Annotated in this window: 20 protein-coding genes; 16 read left to right on the top strand and 4 right to left on the bottom strand. The window is 61.1% G+C overall.

The annotated features are described in order from the left end of the window. The first annotated feature begins 163 nt into the window (after nt 1–163). The 8 genes from SPHS8_RS15130 to SPHS8_RS15095 are packed head-to-tail and all read left to right on the top strand — an operon-like array spanning nt 164 to nt 8,911. Nucleotides 164–1,591: an aldehyde dehydrogenase family protein gene (locus SPHS8_RS15130; RefSeq protein WP_201516266.1), complete on the top strand. Its 1,428-nt coding sequence runs from the start codon at nt 164–166 to the stop codon at nt 1,589–1,591. Next, nucleotides 1,588–2,583: a phosphotransferase gene (locus SPHS8_RS15125; RefSeq protein WP_201516265.1), complete on the top strand. Its 996-nt coding sequence runs from the start codon at nt 1,588–1,590 to the stop codon at nt 2,581–2,583. The genes SPHS8_RS15130 and SPHS8_RS15125 overlap by 4 nt, the downstream gene beginning before the upstream one ends. Further along, a complete protein-coding gene (locus tag SPHS8_RS15120) occupies nt 2,583–4,112 on the top strand; it encodes a class I adenylate-forming enzyme family protein (RefSeq protein ID WP_201516264.1) in 1,530 nt (509 codons plus the stop codon). Before SPHS8_RS15125 ends, SPHS8_RS15120 begins: the two co-directional genes overlap by 1 nt. Beyond that, nucleotides 4,102–5,274, top strand: coding sequence for a saccharopine dehydrogenase NADP-binding domain-containing protein (locus SPHS8_RS15115; protein WP_201516263.1), 1,173 nt, complete (start codon nt 4,102–4,104; stop codon nt 5,272–5,274). Before SPHS8_RS15120 ends, SPHS8_RS15115 begins: the two co-directional genes overlap by 11 nt. Beyond that, on the top strand, nt 5,271–6,077 hold the full coding sequence (locus SPHS8_RS15110; protein ID WP_201516262.1) for an SDR family NAD(P)-dependent oxidoreductase: 807 nt from the start codon (nt 5,271–5,273) through the stop codon (nt 6,075–6,077). The genes SPHS8_RS15115 and SPHS8_RS15110 overlap by 4 nt, the downstream gene beginning before the upstream one ends. Beyond that, nucleotides 6,074–7,231 carry an NAD(P)/FAD-dependent oxidoreductase gene (locus SPHS8_RS15105; protein ID WP_201516261.1) on the top strand — a complete coding sequence of 386 codons (1,158 nt, stop codon included), beginning with the start codon at nt 6,074–6,076 and terminating at the stop codon, nt 7,229–7,231. The genes SPHS8_RS15110 and SPHS8_RS15105 overlap by 4 nt, the downstream gene beginning before the upstream one ends. After that, nucleotides 7,228–8,100: a 5'/3'-nucleotidase SurE gene (gene surE / locus SPHS8_RS15100; RefSeq protein WP_201516260.1), complete on the top strand. Its 873-nt coding sequence runs from the start codon at nt 7,228–7,230 to the stop codon at nt 8,098–8,100. The genes SPHS8_RS15105 and surE overlap by 4 nt, the downstream gene beginning before the upstream one ends. Beyond that, nucleotides 8,093–8,911 (top strand): SDR family NAD(P)-dependent oxidoreductase, encoded by an 819-nt coding sequence (locus SPHS8_RS15095; protein WP_201516259.1) that lies wholly within the window; start codon nt 8,093–8,095, stop codon nt 8,909–8,911. The genes surE and SPHS8_RS15095 overlap by 8 nt, the downstream gene beginning before the upstream one ends. A gap of 49 nt (nt 8,912–8,960) precedes the next feature. Here the strand turns inward: SPHS8_RS15095 and SPHS8_RS15090 are convergent, their stop codons facing one another. The 3 genes from SPHS8_RS15090 to SPHS8_RS15080 form a co-directional block, all read right to left on the bottom strand. Beyond that, nucleotides 8,961–9,317, bottom strand: coding sequence for a hypothetical protein (locus SPHS8_RS15090; RefSeq protein WP_201516258.1), 357 nt, complete (start codon nt 9,315–9,317; stop codon nt 8,961–8,963). Continuing rightward, the gene (locus tag SPHS8_RS15085) at nt 9,314–10,576 is read right to left on the bottom strand and encodes an ethanolamine utilization protein EutH (protein WP_201516257.1); all 1,263 of its coding nucleotides are present in this window, start codon (nt 10,574–10,576) and stop codon (nt 9,314–9,316) included. The genes SPHS8_RS15090 and SPHS8_RS15085 overlap by 4 nt, the downstream gene beginning before the upstream one ends. A gap of 63 nt (nt 10,577–10,639) precedes the next feature. Next, the gene (locus SPHS8_RS15080) at nt 10,640–11,311 is read right to left on the bottom strand and encodes a TetR/AcrR family transcriptional regulator (protein WP_201516256.1); all 672 of its coding nucleotides are present in this window, start codon (nt 11,309–11,311) and stop codon (nt 10,640–10,642) included. A 426-nt stretch (nt 11,312–11,737) separates the two neighbouring features. Here SPHS8_RS15080 and SPHS8_RS15075 point away from each other — a divergent pair, with 426 nt between their 5' ends. Together SPHS8_RS15075 and SPHS8_RS15070 are read left to right on the top strand one after the other, a co-directional pair. Next, complete coding sequence (locus SPHS8_RS15075; protein WP_201516255.1) at nt 11,738–12,520, top strand: AraC family transcriptional regulator; 783 nt, start codon at nt 11,738–11,740, stop codon at nt 12,518–12,520. Nucleotides 12,521–12,767: 247 nt separating this feature from the next. Continuing rightward, nucleotides 12,768–13,775: a 3-keto-5-aminohexanoate cleavage protein gene (locus SPHS8_RS15070; protein ID WP_201516254.1), complete on the top strand. Its 1,008-nt coding sequence runs from the start codon at nt 12,768–12,770 to the stop codon at nt 13,773–13,775. Between the two features lie 177 nt (nt 13,776–13,952). Here SPHS8_RS15070 and SPHS8_RS15065 read toward each other — a convergent pair whose 3' ends face one another. After that, entirely contained in the window at nt 13,953–14,663 is a 711-nt protein-coding gene (locus SPHS8_RS15065; RefSeq protein ID WP_201516253.1) for a TetR/AcrR family transcriptional regulator, read from the bottom strand. 352 nt (nt 14,664–15,015) lie between these two features. Here SPHS8_RS15065 and SPHS8_RS15060 point away from each other — a divergent pair, with 352 nt between their 5' ends. Genes SPHS8_RS15060 through SPHS8_RS15035 form a run of 6 tightly spaced genes read left to right on the top strand, consistent with a single transcriptional unit; the run spans nt 15,016 to nt 23,425 of the window. Continuing rightward, complete coding sequence (locus tag SPHS8_RS15060; protein WP_201516252.1) at nt 15,016–17,103, top strand: hydantoinase/oxoprolinase family protein; 2,088 nt, start codon at nt 15,016–15,018, stop codon at nt 17,101–17,103. Next, a complete protein-coding gene (locus tag SPHS8_RS15055) occupies nt 17,100–18,902 on the top strand; it encodes a hydantoinase B/oxoprolinase family protein (RefSeq protein ID WP_236575190.1) in 1,803 nt (600 codons plus the stop codon). Before SPHS8_RS15060 ends, SPHS8_RS15055 begins: the two co-directional genes overlap by 4 nt. Before the next feature lie 5 nt (nt 18,903–18,907). Beyond that, nucleotides 18,908–20,437 carry an APC family permease gene (locus SPHS8_RS15050; protein WP_201516251.1) on the top strand — a complete coding sequence of 510 codons (1,530 nt, stop codon included), beginning with the start codon at nt 18,908–18,910 and terminating at the stop codon, nt 20,435–20,437. A gap of 31 nt (nt 20,438–20,468) precedes the next feature. Continuing rightward, nucleotides 20,469–21,239 (top strand): SDR family NAD(P)-dependent oxidoreductase, encoded by a 771-nt coding sequence (locus tag SPHS8_RS15045; RefSeq protein ID WP_201516250.1) that lies wholly within the window; start codon nt 20,469–20,471, stop codon nt 21,237–21,239. 57 nt (nt 21,240–21,296) lie between these two features. Further along, a complete protein-coding gene (locus tag SPHS8_RS15040; protein WP_201516249.1) occupies nt 21,297–22,625 on the top strand; it encodes an aspartate aminotransferase family protein in 1,329 nt (442 codons plus the stop codon). Nucleotides 22,626–22,630: 5 nt separating this feature from the next. Next, nucleotides 22,631–23,425, top strand: a complete 795-nt coding sequence (locus tag SPHS8_RS15035; protein WP_201516248.1) for an SDR family NAD(P)-dependent oxidoreductase — start codon at nt 22,631–22,633, stop codon at nt 23,423–23,425. The last annotated feature ends 17 nt before the right edge of the window (nt 23,426–23,442 follow it).

Here is a 23,442-nt window from a genome sequence, read left to right as displayed (position 1 = left end):
CCACCGCACCCATTTGCAAGCTCGCTTTCCTGGCGAGTCCGCAAGAATGGGGATTGCCCGGCGCAGGCGAAGCGTCCCAGAATTTCATCAAGGCGGACAGCCTGGGGCGCCTTTCAAAACGGCCTGGCAAGATCACCTGCAATTGACCGAGAGGATTGGAGCGATGTCATTGGATTTATTCCCCACGATCGCGAACCGCGAATGGCGTGAAGGCGAGGTCGAGGCGGTTATCGAGCCTGCTACCGGGGATCAGATCGCCGACATGGTCGATGTCGGCCAAGCGGGGGTAGAGGCGGCGGTGAGCGCGGCGAAGGACGCGCGGCGTTCCTGGGCGGCTACCACGCCGAAGGATCGCGCAGCGATGCTGTTGCGCCTGGCCGACGCGCTCGAAGCCAATGCCGATCAGTTCGCCGAACTGGAGGCGCGCGATGTGGGCAAGCCTTTGGCCGACGCGCGGGCGGAAATGTTCTCCGCAGCCGATAAATACCGCTTCTTCGCGGGCGCCGGCAGGGCGCTGACGGCGCCTGTGTGCGATGAATATAAGCCGGGCATCACAAGTATGGTGCGGCGCGAACCCTTGGGTATCGTGGCTGCGATCGCGCCCTGGAACTATCCCATGGGGCTGACGAGTTGGAAGCTTGGTCCCGCATTGATGGCAGGCAACACGGTCGTGCTCAAGCCGACGAACGAGACGCCACTGACATCCCTGCTGCTTGGCCATATCGCGGCGGACATATTCCCCGCTGGCGTCCTCAATGTGGTCACTGGCCGCGGCGACAGTGTTGGCAAGGCGCTGGTGCGGCATCCTGACGTTGCTATGGTTTCGCTGACCGGTGGCACAAGCACTGGCAAGACCATCATGCGCGACGCCGCCGACATGGTGAAGAAGGTTCATCTGGAACTGGGCGGCAAGGCGCCCGTGCTCCTGTTCGACGATGCCGATCTCGACAAGTTCGTAGCGACGATGCGCGGTGCTGCGTTTCGCAACTCCGGTCAGGACTGTACCGCGGCGACCCGTATCTATGTGTCGAAGGCTTTGTTCGGCGAAGTGACCGAACGGCTCGTGCAGATGGCGGAAGGACTGACTGTCGGCAACGGTTTCCTCGACCCCTCGGTCCAGATGGGCCCGGTAGTGTCTCAGCGCCATCGCGACAATATCGCCCGGCAGGTGGAAAGGGCCGCGGGCGAAGGCGCCCGGATCGTCACCGGTGGGGAAGGCAGCGGCGCCTTCTACACGCCCACGATCGTCACCGGCGCTGACCAGCGCTCGGCCATCGTCCAGGAGGAATTGTTCGGCCCCGTGCTGGTCGTCAGCACATTTGACGACGAAGATGACGCGATCGCAAAGGCCAATGATGTGGCCTATGGCCTGGCAGCGTCGATCTGGACGCGGGACATCAACCGTGCCGTCAAATGCGCTGCGTTGATCGAAGCGGGATCGGTGTGGATCAATGATCATGGACCCACGGCGGCGGAAATGCCCTTTGGCGGGTTCAAGCTGTCAGGGATCGGCCGCGACCTGTCGATCCACGCGATCGAGGAGCATACGGCGCTCAAGCATGTCGCCATCAGCCATGGATATCAGCTGTGACCGTCGCTTCTGGCATGAAGCTCTGCTTTGCGCCGGAAATGAGTCCGGCGTTGCAGGAACAGGTGAGCGGCATCCTGTCGCAGTGGGCGCTGCCCGATCTGGCCGATGATTATGTGATCAGCGCGATGAGCGGGGGCGGCAGCAACGTCAACCTGAAGCTGGAAGGATCACGCCACGCGCTGGCACTGCGCGTCTGTGCGCCTGAGCCGGAGCGGTGGGGCGTTGACCGCGCCGCATCCATCCAGGCGCAATGCGATGCGGCGCGCGCAGATCTTGCTCCCAAGATCCTCGCATCGACATTGCCGGAGGGGCATTTCCTGTGCCCGTTCCTGACGGGCGGCGTCATGACGCCCGCGCGCATGCGAGAAGAGAATTTGCTGGGCAAGGTCGTGGAGACGCTGCGTAGCCTCCATGCGCAGCCGACCTCCAGCCGCGCTTTTTCACCCTTCGAGGATGCCGCGCATTTCGTGAAGCTGGGCGACGCGGAAGGCGCGGCGCGGCCCGCCGAGTTTCCGGACATGTATGATCGCGTCAGGCAGATCGCGCAGCTTTTTGCCGCTATCGATGCTCCGCGGGCATTTTGTCACAGCGACCTTGTGCCGCAGAACTTCATCGTCGGCGACCGGCTGCGCCTGATCGACTGGGATTATGCCGGAATGGGCTGGGTCGCGTTCGAAATGGCCAGCTTCGCCTGTCAGGCGGGCCTTTCGGACGAAGAGACGGACAAGTTTCTGCGCCTGTACGATCCGCAGGTCGATGACAGTCAACGCGCCCGCGTTGCGCTGATGCGCGCGGTAGCGGGTGTGCGGGAAGCGGCCTGGGCGACCATGGCCGAACCGATCCTGTCCGCCCATACGACGCCGCTTGATGGCTGGACCTATCAGGGCTATGCAAGTTCCAACCTGACCCAAGCCCGCAATGCCTGGGCGAAGGCAAGCTTTGCCGAGATGCTGGAAGCCGCTGCCTATGTGCGGGAAGGGGCGCGTTTCTGATGCCGCCTTTCGCAACGCTTTGGCATGCTCTTCGCCACTGGGCGGATGAAACGCCGGCGCGGATCGCCCTGCGGCAGGGCGAAAGAGCGGTCGCATATCAAGACCTCGCCGTCAAAGCGGAAGACTATGCGCGGTTCCTTCGCTCATCCGGTGTACAGAATGGCGACCGGGTGATCATCGTCGGCCTCAACATCATTGAATGGGTGGTTGCTTATCTCGCCGTGATGCGCCTTGGCGCCATCGCCGTTCCCGCGAATAATCGCATCAGCGCATTGCAGATGGCCGACTTGGTCGGCTTGCTAGAGGCGCGGGTGGCGATTGCGGACGAACGGCACGCATCGCTTCTTGCCCAGGCACCAATATCGGTATTGCCGATGGAAAAGGCCATGGCCGTGGCGATGTCCGCGTGGGAAGATTTGCCCGAGTTCGTGACGGGAGAAGCGCCAGCGCTGATCAGCTTCAGTTCCGGAACCACTGGTGAGCCCAAGGGGGCGTTGCTTAGCACCGAAGCCTTGTGCACGGCGTCCGAAGTCTTCCGTCTGTTCTTCCGCGCGACCAGTGCCGACAGCACCGTCGTGATCGCGCCCATGTTCCACAATACCGGTTTCATCGACCAGTTCGGGCAGATGCTGCTGGCGGGTGGCGAGACGATGCTGGTGGAGGAATTCCACCGGAAGGAAGCGGTCGCCGCATTCAAGGCCGCGCCCGCGACCTTCGTCACTGCCGTACCCAGCGTGCTGCGCATGCTGATGATATTGGACGATGCGGACGCGGTGTTCGGACCGGCCCGAACCGTCCTGTTCGGTGGATCGCCGATGCCCGCCGCGTGGTCGCGGGAGATGTTGGAGCGCTGGCCGCATCTTGAGCTTGTCCATGGCTATGGGCTGACGGAATTTGGTTGCGCGTGCAGCTTCCTGCCGCCCGAGATGATTACCAACTTTGGCGAGTCCGTCGGCTTTGCCGCGCCTTTCGCAGAACTGCGGGTGGTGGGCGAAGATGGCCGGGATGTTGCGCAGGGGGCGTCCGGCGAGGTCTGGGTCGCGGGGCCCACACGCATGACGGAATATTGGCGGCGTCCAGAAGCCAACGGGGAAAAATTGTTCGGTAAATGGTTGCGGACAGGCGATCTTGGCCGGTTCGACGACGCTGGCCGCCTGTTCCTGCACGGACGGCGGGATGATGTGATCAATCGTGGCGGCGAGAAGATATTGCCGTCCCATCTGGAGTGCCTGCTCGCGGAACTGCCGGAGATCGGCTATTGCGTGGTGATCGGCATCCCTGATCCGGTGTTGCAGGAAGTGCCCGTCGCGGCGATCGAGATCAGGCCTGGCCGGGCGTTCGACGAAAGCCGCGCCCGCTCTTTCCTTGCTGCCCGGCTGCCCGCCTACGCAATGCCGGCCCACTTCATGGTTTTCGATCCATTTCCCCGCATCGCGTCCGGGAAGGTGGATCGCCGGAATGTGCGGGATGCCGTCATCCGGACGCTCGAGCAGCAAAGCGCAAATTCGGGAGGATCTGATGAAACGTGAATTTGACGTCGTGGTGATCGGGGCAGGGGGGCGGCAGGCGCAGGCCATGCTGGCCGCGGCCGCGCGGGGCACCGATGTCGCCCGCTGGCTTGCGATCGATCGGGCGTGGAGGCCCGAAACCCTGGCTGCAACTCGGGCGCTCGGCATGCAGACCCGCGAGCAGGATCCGCTGGCCGACGGTGGCACGCTGGACATGCTGATGCGGTCGACGGCGATCGTCGCGAACTTGGCAGGCCCCTATTACCGCACGGGCTTTACTGTCCTGGATGCGGCGATCGCCGCCGGAACCGACTATCTCGATATCTGTGACGACGCCGACATCACGGTTCCGATCCTGTCGCGCGACGATGCCGCCAAGGCGGCGGGCGTAACGGCAATCATCGGATTGGGATCGACGCCCGGCGTGTCGAATATCCTGATCCGCCTGGCGGTCGATCATCTGAACGGCGCGGACGATGTCGAGATCGCCTGGGTGGTCGATGCCAAGGACATGACCGAGGCGGCGACCAAGCATTTCTGGCACTGCTTCAATCTGGTCGACTTTGATGGCACGGTTCACCCCGTTCCACTTCCCGGCGAAATGGATTCGCGCGTCGTCGATTTTCCAGGGTCGGTCGGACGGCAGACGGTGGTGAAGCTGGCCCATCCAGAGCCGCTTACCGTTCCCCGCTTCCTGCCCGTTAAACGGGCGGTCAACTATGGGGCCATCGCCCCGATCGACGCGCATGCGGTGGCAGCGGCTCTTGCCGCCGTGGCGGACGAGCAGCAGCCCGGCAGCACGGAGCAGCGTACCGACATGCTGGTCAGGGCGTTCCAGCAGTTTCTTACTCGCTTCAAGGGTGGCGAACGCATCGGAAGCGGGCTGCAGATCGACGTTCATACCAACGGCAACGGGCTGCGCTACGCTTCGGGTGCGGACACCAGCATGGAAGAGGCGACGGGCGTTCCAGCCGCCGCAGGGGTGATCATGCTGGCGGAAGGCGACACGCCACGCGGTGGCGTATTCGCCCCCGAAGCCCTGTCGCCCGGGAAATTTTTCGCGGCGCTTCGGCGCGTCAGTCTCGGCGGCGGCGGGCTGGGGGTCTATCGCCTTGAAAATGGCCGCCAGGGTGAGAAGCTGCGCATTCGCGACCTGATGGCCGATAGATCGGAGGCTGCATGAGCGAGGATCTGGCAGGCAAGGTCGCACTGGTCACTGGCGGAGGCCGGGGGCTTGGCGAAGGGATCGCCGTCGCATTGGCGAAACGCGGGGCCACGATCGCCCTGAGCGGGCGCAACCCCGCTGCTCTTCAAGCCACGGCGCAGACGATCGAGAGCATGGGCGGCAGGGCGAGCGTGCATCCGGGCGATGTCGCATCGACCAGCGACGTCGAAAAAGTTGTTTCCGGCACATTGGACGCCCATGGGCGGCTGGACATCCTCGTCAATAATGCCGGCATCGCCCATGAAGCGGCGTTCCTCGACATCGAAGAGGCGGGCTGGCGGCGGGTGATCGACGTCAACCTGAATGGTGTCTTCTTCATGACGCAGAGGGTCGCGCGGCAGATGCGCAACCAAGGTCGCGGCGGCGCCATCATCAACATCGGGTCGATCGAAGCGCATGCGGCGGATGGTCCCTTCGCGAGCTATGTGGCCGCGAAGTTCGGGCTGCGCGGCATGACCATGAGCGCCGCGATCGAGTTGGCCGAATATGGCATTCGCGTCAATTCCGTCAGTCCGGGTTGGGTGCACACCAAGATGGCGGAAGAAGCACTGCGGCCCGCGATGTTGCAACACATGCTGCACGACTTCAAACGCGTACCCATCAAGCGCATGGTGACTGTCGATGAGGTGGCCGGCGCGGTCACCTTCCTCGCCAGTGACGCAGCATCGGGCATCACCGGCACCGATCTGGTTGTCGATGGCGGCACGCTAGCCGACATTCATGTCCATCGTTCCCTTCCCAATGATGAGGATGAGCAGTGACCCGTCCAAGGATTGCCATCATCGGCGCTGGCACTGCCGGCTGCGGCGCCGCCCTTCGTGCAGCGGAACTTGGCGCTGACGTGATCGTGCTGGAGCGGGACGCCCCCGCCAGCGGTTCGTCCGGCCGTTCCGCCGGCGTCTATAATTACCAGACGCTCAACCCGCTCGACATAGAGATCCGCATCCGGGCGAAGGAGTTGTTCCTGCGGCTGGAACGGGAGCGCGAGCTGCCGCTTGCGAAAATCGGCAACGTCCGCGTCGCCTATACGGATGAGCATATGGACCGGCTGGCCGAAGCGGTGAAGGTGCAGCGGGAACTGGGCGGCATGGATTCCCGCCTGATCGACCGGGAGGGGCTCCGGCAATTAGTGCCCGACATGCGCGTGGATGACCTTGCGGGCGGGCTTTTCGGGCCCACGGACGGGCATCTGGACGGATATCTTCTGTGCACGACCCTGCTTGAGGAGGCCAAGGAAAAGGGCGCGCGTGTCAGCGTGCAGACTGACGTGCTTTCTCATTCCAAGACGGGCAGGGTGCATCGGCTGGAAACCAGCAAAGGCTTGGTCGAAGCCGATATCGTGATCAATGCTGCGGGCGCATGGGCTGGGAATGTCGGCAAGCTGCTGGGACATGCCGTACCAATCAAGCCGCAGGTGCATGAAGTCTTTCTGGTTCGGCTGCCTCGCGAGCTTGACTATACTGTTCCGATGGTCAATCTCTACATGCCAGGGCAGGAGGGCGAGGGCCTATATTTCAGGCAAGATGGTCCCGACAGCCTGATTGCTGGACTTCATACTTATGAAGCCATCGACGGGCTTGATGTGGATCCCGACAGCTTCAGCCCGCCATCTGGCGACGATCATCTGATCACTGTCGCAACTCTTCTGACAGAGCGGATGGGCATGGACGACTTCGGATTTTCAAACGGCTGGTTCGGGCTCTATCCCATCAGCATGGACGATCGTTTTCAGGTCGGGCCGTATGAAGCCGATCCTTCCGTGCTGGTAGTCGGCGGACTGGGTGGCGTTGGCGTCACGTCCGGATCGATATTGGGCATGTGCGTGGCGGAATGGGCAATCTCCGGCAAGCCCGCGACCGTGCCGGGCGTAGAGGAGCTTCGGCCGGACCGCCCCAGTTTGAGCAGCTTTCGATGAGTGAGGTTATCATGGACGTTCTGTTGACGAACGATGACGGATATCAGGCAGGGGGCATGGCTGCCATCCGCGACGCGATGATCAATGCGGGCCTTAATGTCCTGTCCGTGGCGCCGGACGGGCCACGCAGCGGTACGTCCCGGTCTGCATCCTTCCGCAAGCCGGTCGTGATGACCCGCGATGGCGGCGATGATCGCAATCCGATCTATCGCGCCGACGGCACGCCCGTCGACTGCGTACGCGCCGCGATCCTGTCAGGCTTGGCCAAAGATGTCCGCCTAGTTGTATCCGGCATCAATGAGGGTGCTAACCTAGGTGACGACGCCACCTATTCGTCCACCTTCGGATCTGCGGCGGAGGGAGCTTTGCTCGGACTGCCGGCGTTGTCGATTTCGCAGCAGGCGCGTGACGGCCGCTTCCGTCTGGTCGACCTTACCGATTATGACTATGGCTGGTGCAGTGAGGTGGGCGCTGAACTGGCGGCGTGGATGATAGCCAGCCCGCCGCCGCCGCGCAGCATCCTGAATGTCAATGCGCCCGGCATATTGAAGGACCGGCGCCTCAAGATCACCGCGCTTGACCATCGTGTCTGGGACCCAGGCCATTATGAGGCGGTTGAAACCGACAGTGGACACGGCTGGTACACCTTTCTCACCAACGTCGATCGCGATCCCGTGTTCACGATGCGGCCGGGGTCCGACGCCAGCGCCGTCGCGGCGGGGCATGTTTCGGTCACGCCGGTCAGCTTCGATTTCGGCGATGTACGTGCAGCGGGCCGCCTGCGCCGCTGGCTGAGGCAATCGGTGGACGTCATCAACCCGCGCCTGGGCGCCAGCGACGGTGAGTGCAGGAGCGGCTGCTGTGGATGAACGGCGGGTCGCCCTCGTCACCGGAGCAGGGGGTGAACTGGGGCGCGCGATCTGCCAGCGGCTGGCGGATGCCGGCCATCGCTTGGCGCTGTTCGAACGCGACGAGGCCACGGCCGCGGCCCTCCGGCAGGAGATGCCGGGTGATTGCCTCGTCCTAGCGGCCGACCAGACCGATAGAGATGAGGTCGATCAGGCGATGGAAAAGGTGCGCGCCCATTTCGGCCGTCTCGATGTGGCGGTCGCCAATGCCGGATACGCCAAGTTCACCGGCTTTCTGGAGATGGATCCGGCGGTCTGGGACCGGCATGTCGCCATCAATCTGAGCGGCACCTTTCACATCTGCCAGACAGCTGCGCGGCTGATGGCAGAGCGCCGCAGCGGTGGCTCGATCACGGTGATCTCATCCTCTCTGGCGGTTCGGCACGCCGATCAGATTGGCGCTTACTGCGTGACCAAGTCGGCCCTGCTGATGCTGGTTCAGACCATGGCGGCGGAACTGGGTATCCACCGCATCCGGGCTAACGCAATCCTGCCCGGCGTCATAGAAACGGCCATGACCAAATGGATGGTCGGAAAGCCGGGTGTACGCCGCGACCTGTTGCAGAAGACGCCGATCGGCCGTTTGGGCCTGACCGAAGACATTGCGGAGGCTGTCGCATTCCTGTGTTCCGATAAAGCAGGGTTCATCACCGGAGCCAACCTGTCGGTCGATGGTGGACAGTCGATCTATGGGCAACCGGCATGGGTGCGTCAGGATCGTTCGATACCTTTTGAACCGGAGTGGGCGGCTGGCCTCGGCGACGAGGCGTAAGACGGCAGAGCCTGAACGACGTCCCGGCACGCCTGCCGCCGGGATGGCTTCAGGCGTTCGGCTGATGGTCGCGCCAGTCGACAGGAGCGATCGCGATAAAGACGGTCGCCTGCTCCCCTTCATAGCGTAATTCAGTGCCGTTCCCGATCCAAAGCATGTCCCCCGGACCAAGTTCGTGGACCTCATCCCCCGTGCGTAGGCGGAACGTGCCCGACAGGCACAGGATCATCTCGTCATATTGCACGGTCCATGGCACGGACCGGCCATCGAACGTCGCGAAATACGCGCCCATAGTCCGGCTGCTATCCGGGCCGATCAGCCGGGCGATGCTGGCCGAACCGGGACCCTCGCCATAATCCGACATCGCCGTATCCTGCAGGCGGAACAGGCGGATGCTGGCGGTCACAGAAGCGCTCCTTCGAGGGCGTGCAGTTTCGTATCAGACGACGGCGCAGCCGCTTCGGCCGCTGCCCTGTCTTCTTCCTCGAAGCGCAAGGCGCGCGGCACGGCCAGCCAGCGTGCGACCAAAATGCCGCAAATCGCCCCGACCAGCTTGCCGAACATCAGCGGCACGATCAGCGAAGGCTGAAAATTCGCGATGAAGGCGAGCGAGTCCCCTAATATCCAGGAACCACACACGGCATAGGCGATCGTCATCACCTTGTTGCGCGCATCCATTTCCGGGATCAGTTTGAACAGCGTCAGCGGGTTGGCAGTCGTCGCTATCAGCCCGCCGCTTCCCGCTGCGCTGAACCCGGTCAGATCGCCCAACCTTTCAATGGCTTTGCCGCAATAACGGCGCAGCGCGTAGACCATCGGAAACGCGCCAGCCAGCATGATGCCGATATATCCGGCTATCTCCAGCCCGCGGATGGAATTGGCGGCATCGGCCAGCAGTGGATCAAAGGGCCATCCGCCGAAGAGTTGGCTGAAAATGCCCGTGAAATACTGGACGATACAAGCGCCGAAGATGAGCTTGATCGCGGCATCGGCAAGGCGGCCGAAGCCCATGAAACCTTTGACCATGAAGTCGGGAATGAAACGCAGACCCGCCACTATAGCGGCAACGATGATGGTCAGTGGGAAAAGATCATGCAATATCTGGCCGAAGGTCATCGCCAGACGGAATGTCTCGGGGCTGCTGGTCGAAACCGTAGGGCGGATGAGCGGGTCGGTCATTGCGACGACGCTCAGTCCCACGAACAGCGCGACCGGTATGGTGATGAGCCCCGCCATCATGCCAAGTGCCAAATAACGATGGTCCTTCCGCGGGAGCATCGCCAGCGCCACTGGGATGGTGAAGACGACATGCGGCCCGAGCAGGAAACCGTTGAACGACGCGATGATCCAGTTTTCACGGCTGGCTGCAAGCGCATCGGCCATCTGATAACCGCCCATGTCCACGGAAATCAGGGTCGTTGCCGCCATCGCCCTGTCCGCCCCGGCAAAGGAAAAGACGGGGGCAACTGCATGGGTGATGAAAGCGGACAGGAGCGGGGCGGCTGCGAGGACGGCCCCGACTGGAAGGAAAAGGACGCCGGTCGTCCGGATCCCCTCCATGAATTCCCATCCCATGCCTGCGCTGTCATCCCGGACAGCGGCGACAGCACCCCATATCGCGAACAGCATCACGACGCCGATCACATATTGACCCAACCCGTTCATCTTCGAGTCTTCCCGCCGCCTTAATACGAATGTTCGTTCATATTAACCGGGGCGGCGGTGTCGTCAAGCCCCTTCTGACCAGCCCACCTTCAGCATGTTGCGGGCAAGTTCCGACATGCGCCGAGCAACCTTCTCGGGGCTGTCCGACCCGCCCGGGCGATACCACATCAGTACATTGTCGCACATCGTGCCTATGGCAAGCGCGCAAATGCGTGGCTCCAGCGCGTCATCGGGGCGCCCGGCCACGATGTCCCGGACAATCTGGGTGAGGACATCCAGGTAGCGGCGCATGTGAGAGCGGATTTCCTGTTTGGCGCCAGGGCTGCCAATCCTTTCCAGCATCGCCGAATCTATCAGCCGGTCGTTCGCCTTGGCGAAGGCAGCGTTGGAAATCTGGTACAGCACATGGCGGCGGATCAGCGCGTTCATCCGTTCGACCGGCGGCATGTCCTGCTCGTCATTGTCCACAACCTCGCTGTTGAACATGTCAAGGGCAGCAAGGATCGCCGATACGAGCAATTCATCCTTCGATTTGAAATGATTGTAGAAGGCGGGCGGCTTCAGGCCGACCTCCGCCGTGATGTCGCGCAGCGACACTGCTTCATAGCCGCGAGAACCAAACAGCTCTACGGCTGCCTTCAACAACTCTTCGCGCATTCCCGATTTGCGGCGGGTTCTTTTCGGCCGAGCGCGGTCTGGCAAGGGGATCGGTGCCGCGACAGCACCGCCGTCCACTGCAGAGTCCTTTCGCAGCGCTCTGGGGGTAGCATCCTTCACCGACACGCTTCGGCGCCCCAGCTACAGACAAATAAATGCAAACGGTGTTTCATATTAATCCATATGCCCTGTCCGGCAGCGCCGTTCAAACGGAAACTATTTGGTTCGGGTTGCGGACCTATGCAGGCTATGTTTCCCTGAGATCCTCAGATCCTGAGATTTGGCCCCAGCGCGCTTCTGCCTGAACTAGGTTGTTGGCCGATTTGGCGTATAACTTGGCCATCAGCCCGCTTCGCGCCACGCTTCAATATGTCATAAGGAGGGGACAGGCCTCATCGGGGTTTCAGATGTGGCTGCGAGAATTTTGATGACTTCGGATGTGCGGCCGCCAGGGCGCGCCTCCTTAGGACCGTGTGGCTTCCGACGGGTTGGAGGAGCATTCACTTGGTTGACACTCGTAGACATGCCAGCGCCGTCCATGTGCTCGCTCGCAATTTCATCGAAGGCGATGTCATCCCTGCGCACGCCCATCCGGACGGCCAGTTTGTCCACGCGGTTTCGGGCGTGATGGAAATCAGGGCTGACCGTAGATTATGGGTTGTTCCACCCCAGCGGGCCGTCTGGATCCCGCCGGGAACTGTCCATGAATTCCGCGCGAGAACACCTGTTCTGCTACGCACGCTCTACATCGCGTCCGATCGGACGCCGCCTCATTTCGGGCAGCTGGCGGGGGGATTCGTCGTCACGGCGCTTGTGCGAGAGCTCATATTGCGGGCGATCCATCCAGCCGTGTTGAACTGGGATTCAGCCCGCATCCTTCGCCTTCACGCATTATTGCTGGATGAACTGAACGACCTTCCATCGGACGCGGTGATGCTGGCGATGCCGTCCGATCCTCGCCTTGTCAGGGCATGCGAGCAAATTCTCGATAGTCCCAGTGTGGCCGATATCGATGAGCTCGCGCGATCCTCGGGGGCTTCGACGAGAACATTGTCACGCCTAGCGCGCGAGGAGCTGGGATGCCCCCTTTCCGTCTGGCGGCAACAAGCGCGGATCGTGGCCGCTTTGCCGATGCTCATCGCTGGAGAATCCATCCTGAGCACGGCTTTGTCGTTGGGATATGAAACGCCAAGCGCTTTTACGGCGATGTTCAAGCGCTTGATAGGAACGACGCCGACTGCCTTTGTCGCTGAACGGAGTGGCTCAGCGGTGAGGCCGGAGAGATGACGCTGTCGGACTGAAAGCGGAAGCGCCGTAGCGGAAGGTGCTTTCCCACGTGATATAGGAACATTGCTCAATATATAAACAAACGTTAATTATTATTGCCTGGGGGGCCTTGGGAATGCGAGCGATATGTTGATGAACATCTTGTTGACCAACGCGGAAGGCCCCTGGGCATGGACGCATGAGTGAGATTTGTGGCGGCATATCTGTCGTCGCGAATAACTGGATTATGGAAGCATAGGAGTGAGAAATGGCTAAGATTGATTGGGACAGAGTTGGAAAAGGTGTCGCTCGTGAAAATGAGCGGATGATTTGGCGGCCCTATGGAGCACCTATCGTTCTGGACCTGGAACATTCGTCATTCCATGATGCACCGATCTCCCTGCCATGGAATATCCCTGAAACACTGGCCGTCTCGGTGGCCATTACTGGTGCGTTCTTCCGCCGCTCGCAAAATCCGAACCAGCCCTACACCCCGGAAGAAATCCGCAATTCAGCGCGTGAATGCCTGGAGGCAGGGGCCAGCACGGTGCACATTCATGTTCGCGATGATGAGGGTTATAATGTCCTCTCGCTTGACCGGTTCGAGCAGGTCATCGCGCCCCTGAAGAAGGACTATCCTGACCTGTCGGTCGATGGCTGCCTTGTTCCCGCGCTTGAAGGCGAATGGGCTGAAATGAAACGGGTGTTGGCGACGGGCCTGCTGGACGGTGCGCCCATCAACACCACGACGACCTATATTGGTGACTCCCTGTTCAGCAAGCCGGCGCCGGTTATGATCGAAAAGGTGCGCCTCATCCTGGAAAATGGCGGCATTCCTGAAATAGCCGTCTATACCGATGCCGACGTAGCCAATGCCGATCGGTTCCTGATCAAGAGCGGCCTGATCAAGGGACCGGCCTTCTGGCTGATCCTTCCCGCCCTGCCGGGTTGCAGCCCGATGGAAAATCCGCGCCAGATGATCGAAGGCCTGATGCGCACCGTCACCACGATCCGTGACGTGGATCCCGATGGCGTGATCATGGTGTGCGCGGCCGGCCGGGCATCGATGTATGTCGCGACGCTTGCAGCAGCGATGGGCCTGCATATCCGCGTGGGCATGGAAGACACCTATTGGCTCTGGCCGCACCGCGACGATCGCATTCAGTCGAACGTGCAGACCTTCGAACTCGGCGCGAAGCTGGGCGAAGTGCTGGGCCGCCGTGTCGCGACGCGGCAGGAATATACCGACATGTTGAGGTCCTGCGCCCAAGGATAACGGGCGCAAAGGGTGGCCATGCTCCAGTGGACGGGAGCATGGCCGTTCGCCTGTCATGGTAGAATGCCGTAGTGGCGGCTGGATTTCCGGATTGATGCTTTGCTGGCCGCGCCTCAACTTCCAGGAGAGCGCGATGCACTGTTCTTCCGATATCCCCCGAACAGAGATGGGATGTCTTCAGGCCGCCGACAGCGCTCCGTCGATACCAAGCATCCGCCTTGTAAGTTCCCAATAGGATGCGACGAGATGATCGTCAGCCGCCTTTGAAGTAGAAACATACCAGCGCCCGACCTGATCATACATGGTAGAGACTGCGCTCGACACGATCCTGTAATCGGTCTTCACTGGCGATTCCTCGACAAGCTGAGACACCAGCTTTGTCAATTCGCGCAAATATAGCCGAAGCCGGTCCTGAATGGCTTGCTGGAACGTTATTTCGCCGACGCGCTGGAGCAGATTGTGCGCCATCAATATGTCGAACGCCCGGGCGATAACCGGATTATCCAATTGATAACGGATGTGCCGCTCCAAAATTCCTTCCAACGCTTCCAAGTTCGATTCGCGCTCATCACGTGGGCCCAAGACACGCTCGTTGAAGTCTTCCATCGCCCATAACAGAGCTTCGCCCAGCAACGCTTCCTTCGACTTGAAATGATTGTAGATAGCGGGCGCCTTGATCCCGGCGAACTGCGCCAGGTCGCGCATCGTCGACGCTTCGAAGCCGTTCTTCGAAAACAGATCGAGCGCCGCGACCAGCAACCGTGCCCGCGTGTCCGATCGCGTAGCGCGGTTTTCCCGTTCGATCGCCAGCTCTTCGGATTCGGCAAGCCGGGCTTCGTATCCAGCGCGCTTTCGCAGGGCCTTCGTCTGATTTGTCGGTGAAGTCATTCTGCTCGTTCCTTAATACTCTCCGAACCACGATGGCAACCATCCATGCAACCAGTGGCCGAGTTCGACTGCCGATCACCCACAGTACAACTTTGCACTTGAATTAACGAACGTTCGCTATCATACTCCAAACCGAAATGCGATAGTATGCACAATTAGACGGGAATGCACGGGGGCCTGAGTGAAATCTGCCACGGCCGAGGTGTCACCTAGAGCGGTGGGCACCGTGACGATCTCCCCCTCGTCGATCCAATCAAGCGGCATCCGGGTGTCTCGCATGCTCGGGCTGTTCGAACCATCCGCCCTTCAGGGCACCTGGTCCATATCTGGACCAAGTAGGGAATGTTGAGGCATGAGTTTTACTATTTCCGTGGATACGGGAGGCACCTTCACCGACGTCATTGTCCGGGACGCATCGGGCAAGCAGACGATCGGCAAGGCGCTGACCACCCATGGCCGCGTATTTGGCGGTCTCAGCGAGTCCATCAAGGCTGCGGCTGCCGATCTAGGCCTCGGTTTCGAACAGCTCCTCGCGGACACGACGCTGTTCATCTACGGCACGACGCGGGCCACCAACGCGATCGTGACGCGCAACGTCGCCAAGACGGCTTTCCTGACGACCGAAGGCTTTCCGGACATCCTCGTACTCAAGGAAGGGGGGAAGCTGGACGGTTACGACTTCACCAAATCCTATCCGGCGCCCTATATTCCGCGGCGGCGGACCTTCGAAGTGCCAGAGCGGATCGACGCGGAAGGCAAGGTGGTCCAGGCGCTGGATCAGGACGCGGTACGCATTCTCCTGCAACAGCTGGGCGGTCGCGGTTTCGAAGCGATCGGCGTGTGCCTGCTATGGTCGTTCGTCAATCCCGAACATGAGCTGGCGATCGGCGCGCTGATCGAAGAGGTTCTGCCCGGCATTCCCTACACATTGTCGCACCGCCTCGCGCCCATCATCCGCGAATATCGCCGGGCTTCCGCGACGGCGATCGACGCATCGCTCAAGCCGCTGATGCAAAAGCATCTGTTCGAGTTTGAACAGGATATCCGCGCGGCGGGCTACAAGGGGCAGATCCTCGTTTCGACGAGCTTCGGCGGTGTCATGGACCTGGAATCGGTCATGCAGTCGCCGATCAACATGGCGAAGTCGGGGCCGTCCATGGCACCGGTCGCCGGTATCACCTATTCGGTCGCTGAGGGCCTTGGCGACAACATGATCGTCGCGGACACCGGCGGGACCACCTTTGATGTCGGTCTCTCCCGCAATGGACAACTGGTCTATAGCCGCGACACATGGCTGGGCGGCATGTGGGAAGGCGACCTGCTGGGCATCTCTTCGGTCGATATTCGCTCGATCGGCGCGGGAGGCGGATCGATCGCCTGGATCGATGACGGCGGCATGCTGCGTGTCGGCCCGCAATCGGCCGGATCTGAACCAGGACCGGCCTGTTATGGACGAGGAGGCCGAAATCCTACGACGTCGGATGCCGCCTGCGTCCTCGGCTATTTCGACCCGGATTATTTCCTTGGCGGGCGCATGAAGCTGGATGTTGCAGCCGCGCGCGCAGCCATCGCGACGGTCGCGGAACCCCTTGGCCTATCCATCGAAGTGGCGGCCTGGGGCATCATGCGCATTGCCACCGACCACATGGTCAAGGCCATTCACGAAATCACCGTCCAGCAGGGCATCGACCCGCGTGAAAGCACCGTGGTGGCAGGCGGCGGCGCGGCCGGGATGAACATCATGGCGATCGCGGCAGAACTGGGTTCTGACTCGGTGGTACTGCCCAAGGTCGCGTCGGCTCTGTCGGCATCTGGCATGCAGTTTGCTGACATCGTCACCGAAAGCACCGCGCCGCACTTCACATCGACGCTACGCTTCGACCGCGAGGGGGTGAATACGGCGCTCGCCAAGATCGAGGCCGAGCTTAATCGATTCCGGTCAGAGATCGAAAATGCCGGAAACGCGCCGTGGCGCATCGAATTTTTTGCAGAGGCGCGCTATCTCGCGCAGGTCTGGGAACTCGATACACCGATTGCCTGCGACCGTTTCAACGGCCAGGCGGACATCGATGCGCTGGTCGGATCTTTCCATGACCTGCATGAGCGCGTGTTCGCCGTCCGCGACGAAGAGTCGCCGGTCGAGATCATCAACTGGAAGGGCCGACTGACCGTCGAGCTTTCCAAGAAGATGGACCCTTCGCCCAAGGCGGATCGCTTCGCCGCCCAGACGCCTGGTCATAGCAGGACCTGCTATTTTGGGGGCGATGCAGCCATCGACACGCCGATCTTCAAACCGGCCGAACTCAAGACCGGTATGGTCATCAGCGGTCCTGCCATCGTCGAGGAGCCGACCACCACCCTCGTCGTCTATCCCGGCATGTCCGCCGAGATCAGCGGCGCGGGCAATTATATCCTCCACACCCGTTCGGAGCAGGCATGATGGCAGAAGACAGCAAGCGGAATGACGCCATTTTGATGGCCGTCCTCGCCAACCGGATGGACGGCATTGTGCGGGAGATGACGAACACGCTGCTGCGGACGGCGCGTTCGTCGGTGATCAACAGCGCCCGCGACTTTTCCTGCGCCATGTGCACGGCGGAAGGCGAGTTGTTCGCCTGCGCCGAAGGTCTGCCGGTCCATATATTCGGCGTGCAGAAGCAGGCGGCGGAAATGGTGCGGGTGCATCCCGACTTGAAGGAAGGGGACGCGTTTCTGGACAATGACCCCTATGTCGGAAATTCGCATCCCGCCGATCATTGCACGCTGGTCCCCATCTTCCTTGACGGGGAACATATGTTCACCGCTACGGTCAAGGCGCATCAGGCGGACATCGGCAATTCCCTGCCGACCAGCTATTATTCGTCCGCAATCGATGTCTATCAGGAAGGCGCGTTGATCTTCCCCGTTGTGCAGGTTCAGCGCGACTACAAGATGATCGACGATATCGTCCGGATGTGCCGCCGCCGCATTCGTGTGCCGGGGCAATGGTATGGCGATTTTCTGGCGGCCATCGGATCGGCGCGCATCGCCGAACGGCGGCTGAAGGAGCTTTGCGAGAAATATGGCAAGGACACGCTGAAGGCGTTCAAATCCTATTGGCTGGAATATTCCGAGGCGCGGATGGAAAAGGCCATCAACGCGCTGCCTCAGGTGAAGCTCCAGAATAGCGGTCGTCACGATCCTTTTGAACCCTTCCTGCCCGACGGTGTGCCGCTGAACGTCGAGATCAACGTGAAACCGGGCGAAGGTAGGATCGAAGTCGACTTGCGGAACAACATTCCCAATGTCGATTGCGGCCTCAATCTGACTGAAGCCACGACAATGGCAAGCGTGTTCGCGGGAATCTTCAACGCGATGCCAGGCGATGTTCCTAAAAATTCAGGCGCGTTCCGCCGCGTCGATGTGAAGCTGGCGGACGGCTGTGTCGTTGGTCGGCCCAAATTCCCTCACAGTTGCTCGGTCGCAACCACGAATATCGCTGATCGGCTGGTGAATATGGTCGGTTCGGCCTTCTCCCAGATAGACGGCTTCGGCGTTGCCGAAGGCGCGACCGGCGTGGGCGTGGGTTATGCCGTGCTGTCTGGGCGCGACCATCGCTATGACGACGCGCCGTTCGTCAATCAGCTGGTCGTAGCGGCCAATGGTGGCCCCGCAAGTGACAGCGCGGACGGCTGGGTCACTTATGGTTTGCCAGTAGTCAGCGGTCTCATGTACCGCGATTCGATAGAGATCGATGAGCTTAAAATGCCCATCATCTACAAGCATATGCGCTTGCGAGGTGGCACCGGCGGTGCGGGCAGACGCCGCGGCGGTATGTCGTGCGATCTGGCCTATGGGCCGACCAACTATCCCGTTACCGCCATCTATCAGCTCGACAGCCAATATTATGCGCCAAAGGGCGTGCGCGGCGGCCAGGATGGGCTGACCGCAGGGGGCTGGCATGTGCTGGCAGACGGGACGGAGGTCGCGTTGCCCAACTCCATTCAGGTGGAGCTGAAAAGAGGCGAATATCTACGGGGCTTCGACTCCTCGGGCGGTGGATACGGGAATCCGCGTGAGCGTGATCCTGCGCTGGTGCTCGACGATGTGCTGGAAGGATGGGAAACGATCGACCGAGCAAGGGATGTCTATGGCGTCGCCTTCACGGGCCGGGTCGAGGATGAGACGCTGGCGGTTGATGCAGAAGGCACCGCTGCCCTGCGCAGGAACGCAGCCGTGTCCCAGTTCCAGGCAGGGTGAAGGCAGTGACGACGCCCAGCCTGTCCACCTCTCCTGACGTCATCCTGTCGTCCGCGCCCGCCGCGCATCCGGTCGAGCTTCATGGCAAGCTGTCCGGTAATATGGGCGCGTTCGATCTCACCATGACGGTGCTGGCGGCGTCCGCCCCCCTTTCCGTCATGGCGGCGTTCGCGCCTGTGTCGATGGCAGTCGGCAATGGTGTCGGCCTGGTGTCGTCCTTCCTGATCGCCGGCGGTGCCCTGCTTTTCTTCGCCTTCGGCTTCATGGCGATGGCACGGTCCATCGCCAACAAGGGGGAGGGAGCGGGTGCCTTCTACATCTATCTGACCAAGGGGCTGGGTCGGCAGTTCGGGCTGGGCGGCGCGTTTCTGGCGATATTTTCATATACGTTGATCCAGACGGGCACGATCGGCATGGTCGGCGTGTCGATCGTTGACTATCTGCATAGCAGGTTGGGCGTTCCAGCCTTTCCCTGGTGGGTGGCGACCGGCATTGCCTGGGCGATCGTTGGCGCCCTCGGCTACCGCCGCATCGACCTTTCAGCGCGCGTTCTGGGCCTTGCGATGCTGGGAGAGATCGCGATCGTTGCGGTTCTGGATGCAGCCGTATTCCTGCGTGGAGGGGCGACCGGCAGCCTGGACTTCACCCCCTATTCGCTTTCATCGCTCCTTTCCGGCAACGCGGGCATCGGCATCATGATGGCGGCCGCCAGCTTCCTCGGGTTCGAAGCAACCGCCATCTACAGCGAAGAGGTTCGATCGCCGGACAAGACCATTCCCAGGGCGACCTTCATGTCGATCATCTTGATCGCTCTCTTCTATTCCATATCGACCTTCCTTCTCGTCAACGCCTATGGCGTGAAAGAGGCGGGCATAAAGCTGCATTCCGATCCTACCGGCATGTTCCCCGACGCGCTTGCCGCCTATGTCGGCCAGCTGTCAGTGGATGCCATGTACCTGCTGCTGATCAGCAGCCTGGTCGCGGCCGTGCTGTCCTTTCACAACGCCATTGCCCGTTACTTCTTCAATCTGGGCTGCGACGGCGTGCTGCCGGCGGCATTCGGGAAGACCCATGCGCGCCATGGATCACCTGCGCTGGGGTCGCTGCTGCAAAGCGCCACAGTGGTCGCGGTCATCGTGCCCGTCGTCCTGTTCAACATTGATCCCGTGCTGCAATTCTACGCATGGGCCGTGGGCCTTGGCACCATGGGCATGCTGCTGCTGTTTGCGATCGCGTCGCTGGCGATCATCCGTTACCTTTCGTGGCAGGAACAGAGGGGTAGCCTCTGGAGCTACCGTATTGCGCCCGTGCTCGGGTTCATCAGTCTCACGGCGATTGCGATCTACGCGACGATCAACTTCGAAGTCTTCGTCGATGCCTCGCCCACATTGGCAACGATCTTCCTGGTGTCGGTTTACGCGACCTTCGTCGCTGGCGTTGGGTTGGCCATGCGCTGGCGAAAGACACGGCCGGACTGGTACGGCCAAATCATCACCGCGAGCACGTTCCCCGATGACGGCGCGCAACGACATTGATCCCCACATGCCAATGAACAGGTTTTGATCCATGAAATATGACGGAAAAGTGGTAGTGGTGACTGGAGCTGGTTCTGGCATGGGACGAGCAATGGTGAGCGAATTCGTTGCTCAAGGCGGACGAGTGGCCGCTCTGGGGCGCACGCTCGACAAGATCAGCCAGACTGTGGAATTGGCTGGCGGGCCCGAAAAGGTCATGGGCATCCGCGCGGATGTCGCGGTTGAAGCCGACGTGACCGCCGCCATTGACAAGGTTATCGCGCGCTGGGGCCGCATCGACCTGCTCTGCAATAATGCAGGCGTGCTCGACAGCTACCGCCCGGCTCATGAGGTCAGCCTGGAGGAATGGAACGAGGTGATGGCCGCTAATGCGACCGGGCCGTTCCTGATGGTGAAATACGCCATTCCCCACATGCTGAAGCAGGGCAAGGGCAACATCATCAACATCGCCTCGACCGCCTCATTCAGCGCGGCGGGTGGCGGTTCGGCCTATACTGCGTCCAAACATGCGGTGCTTGGCCTCACCAAGCAGCTCTGCTTCGAATATGGCGCGCTTGGCATCCGGGTCAATGCGATCTGCCCGGGCGCGACAGCGACGCCGATGGCCATCCCCGAAGCACAAACGGCGACCTCCCCGGACATGGAGGCTGCGGTGGCTAAAGTCCCCGCTCGGCGTTGGTGCCAGCCGGAAGAAATAGCGAAAATGGCGATGTTCCTGGGCAGTGACGATGCCGATTACGTGCACGGCAGCGCTTATGTCATCGACGGCGGCTGGCTCACGGCGGCGCGGGAAGCATTCTGAAAATGGCGGGTCATTGCCCCAAGGCGATGCCCTGTTCTGATACTGACGAGGTTTAAAATGGCTATCTGGCCCGATGAGGACTCCCAGTCAAAGCGGCTCTACGAACGCGGGCTCAAAGTCTATCCCGGCGGAATTACGCGTCTGGTTCCATGGCTTGAGCCCTTCCCGGTCTACACGAAATTCGGCAAGGGCGCCTATGTCACAGACGTTGATGGCACGTCGCGCCTGGACCTGCTCAACAATTTTGCGTCGCTCATCCACGGTCATGCCAATCCGGCGATCATAGAAGCCGTGTCCAAGCAGTTGATGCTGGGGACGGCCTTCACCAATCCGACCGAGGTGGAGATCGAGCTGGCTGAACTATTGTGCGATCGCATAGATACGGCCGAAAATGTCCGGTTCAGCAATAGCGGTTCAGAAGCGGTGATGTCCGCGATCAAGGCTGCGCGCGCCTATACCGGCAGGCCCGCGATCGTGAAGGTCGAAGGCGGCTATCATGGCTCCTACGATTATGCCGAAGTCAGCCTGGATACGCCCAAAGAGCAGTTCACCACGCCGCCCAAGTCGGTTGGCTATGCTGCCGGTGTGCCTGACCGGCTGCTGGAGGATGTCTATGTCATCCCTTTCAATGATCCGGAAACCGCCGCCAGCGTCATTCGTGCGCACAGGGATCGGATCGGCGCGATTTTGCTGGATGCAGCGCCAAGCTATTTGGGCTTTACGCCTGTATCGTCCGAATTTGCCGCCAGTCTGCGCGACCTTGCGACCGAAATCGGCGCAGTGTTCATCCTGGATGAGGTCATCAGCTTTCGGCTCGATCATGGCGGAGCGCAGAAAAAATTTGGCGTGAAGCCGGACCTCACCGTTCTGGGCAAGATCATTGGCGGCGGTTTTCCTGTCGGTGCGCTGGTCGGGTCGAAGGAGGTAATGCAGGTCTTCGATCATCGCGTGGGCAGGCCGCTGGTTCCCTGGAGCGGGACCTTCTCGGCCAATCCCATGACAATGACGGCGGGCAAGGTCACGTTGGAACTGCTGACCCCGGAACTGGTCGCGCATATCAACATGCTGGGCGATCGTGTTCGCGCCGGTTTGACGCAAGCCTTCGCCTCATCAGGGTTCTCAGGGCAAGTTACGGGTGTGGGATCCATGTTCAAGATCATCACGCATCAGCGCCCCGTCTATGATTATCGCAGCCAGCGGCACAGCCCTGCGGAAAGTGCGGCGATGATGGAATTGCAGCGCATGCTGGTGCTCAAGGGATTCCATGTATCGGGCGCAGGCATGGGGTTCCTTTCCACTGCCATGGTTGCGCAAGATATCGACAATTTCTGTGCGGCTACGGAGGAATGCCTCCGTCAGCTTCCTCATCCTGAAAGCGGGAAATGACCCAAATGTTCAGACATGAACGCCTGAAGGGAACATCGGACGCTTCGCCCGAGCGTGCGCTCGTCACCGGGGCGACATCGGGCATCGGCCGCGCCACCGCGCTGCGGCTTGCCGGACGGGGGGCGACCGTCTGCCTGGTGGGGCGAAATGAAAACGCGGCAGAAACATTGCGCGCCCAAATCGAAGATATGGGCTGCCAAGCACTCGTTATTCTCACCGACGTCAGTGATGGTCATGCGGTGGAACGAGCGGTGCGCAATTTCGCAGAAGCTTATGGCGGTATCGACACAGTGGTCGCGTCGGCTGGTATTGCTCCCAAAGGAAATGCGACTGAAACCAGCATCGAAGACTGGAAACAATGCATATCAATCAACCTGGATTCAGTCTTCTATCTTGCACGCTTCGCAATGCCGGAACTGATCAAGACGCAGGGTACGTTCACGATCATCAGCTCGGATGCGGGCATGTGGGGCGATTCCGACTTTGCAGCCTACATTGCTTCCAAACATGGCGTGCATGGGCTGATGAAGTCACTTGCCCTTGATTATGGACGTTACGGCGTCCGGACCAATGCCGTTTGTCCCGGGTTTGTCGAAACGCCGATGGCCGACAAGCTGTTGGCGAACCTGTCGCCTGAAAAGCTTGAGGCGCTTCGAAAGGCGGTGCCTCTGGCGAGATTTGCGCAGCCTGAAGACGTAGCCGACGTCGTGGCCCATCTATCTTCGGACGCAGCGCGCCACACCAATGGCACTGAATACCGGCTCGATGGCGGCAAGACCTGTGGTCACTACAAGCCCTGATAATCCCCACGGCCTAT

Origin of the sequence: Sphingobium sp. S6 (genome assembly GCF_905120495.1) — a bacterium.
In the GTDB taxonomy this organism is placed as follows: Bacteria; Pseudomonadota; Alphaproteobacteria; order Sphingomonadales; family Sphingomonadaceae; genus Sphingobium; species Sphingobium agri.
This window is presented reverse-complemented; position numbering and strand designations above follow the sequence as displayed.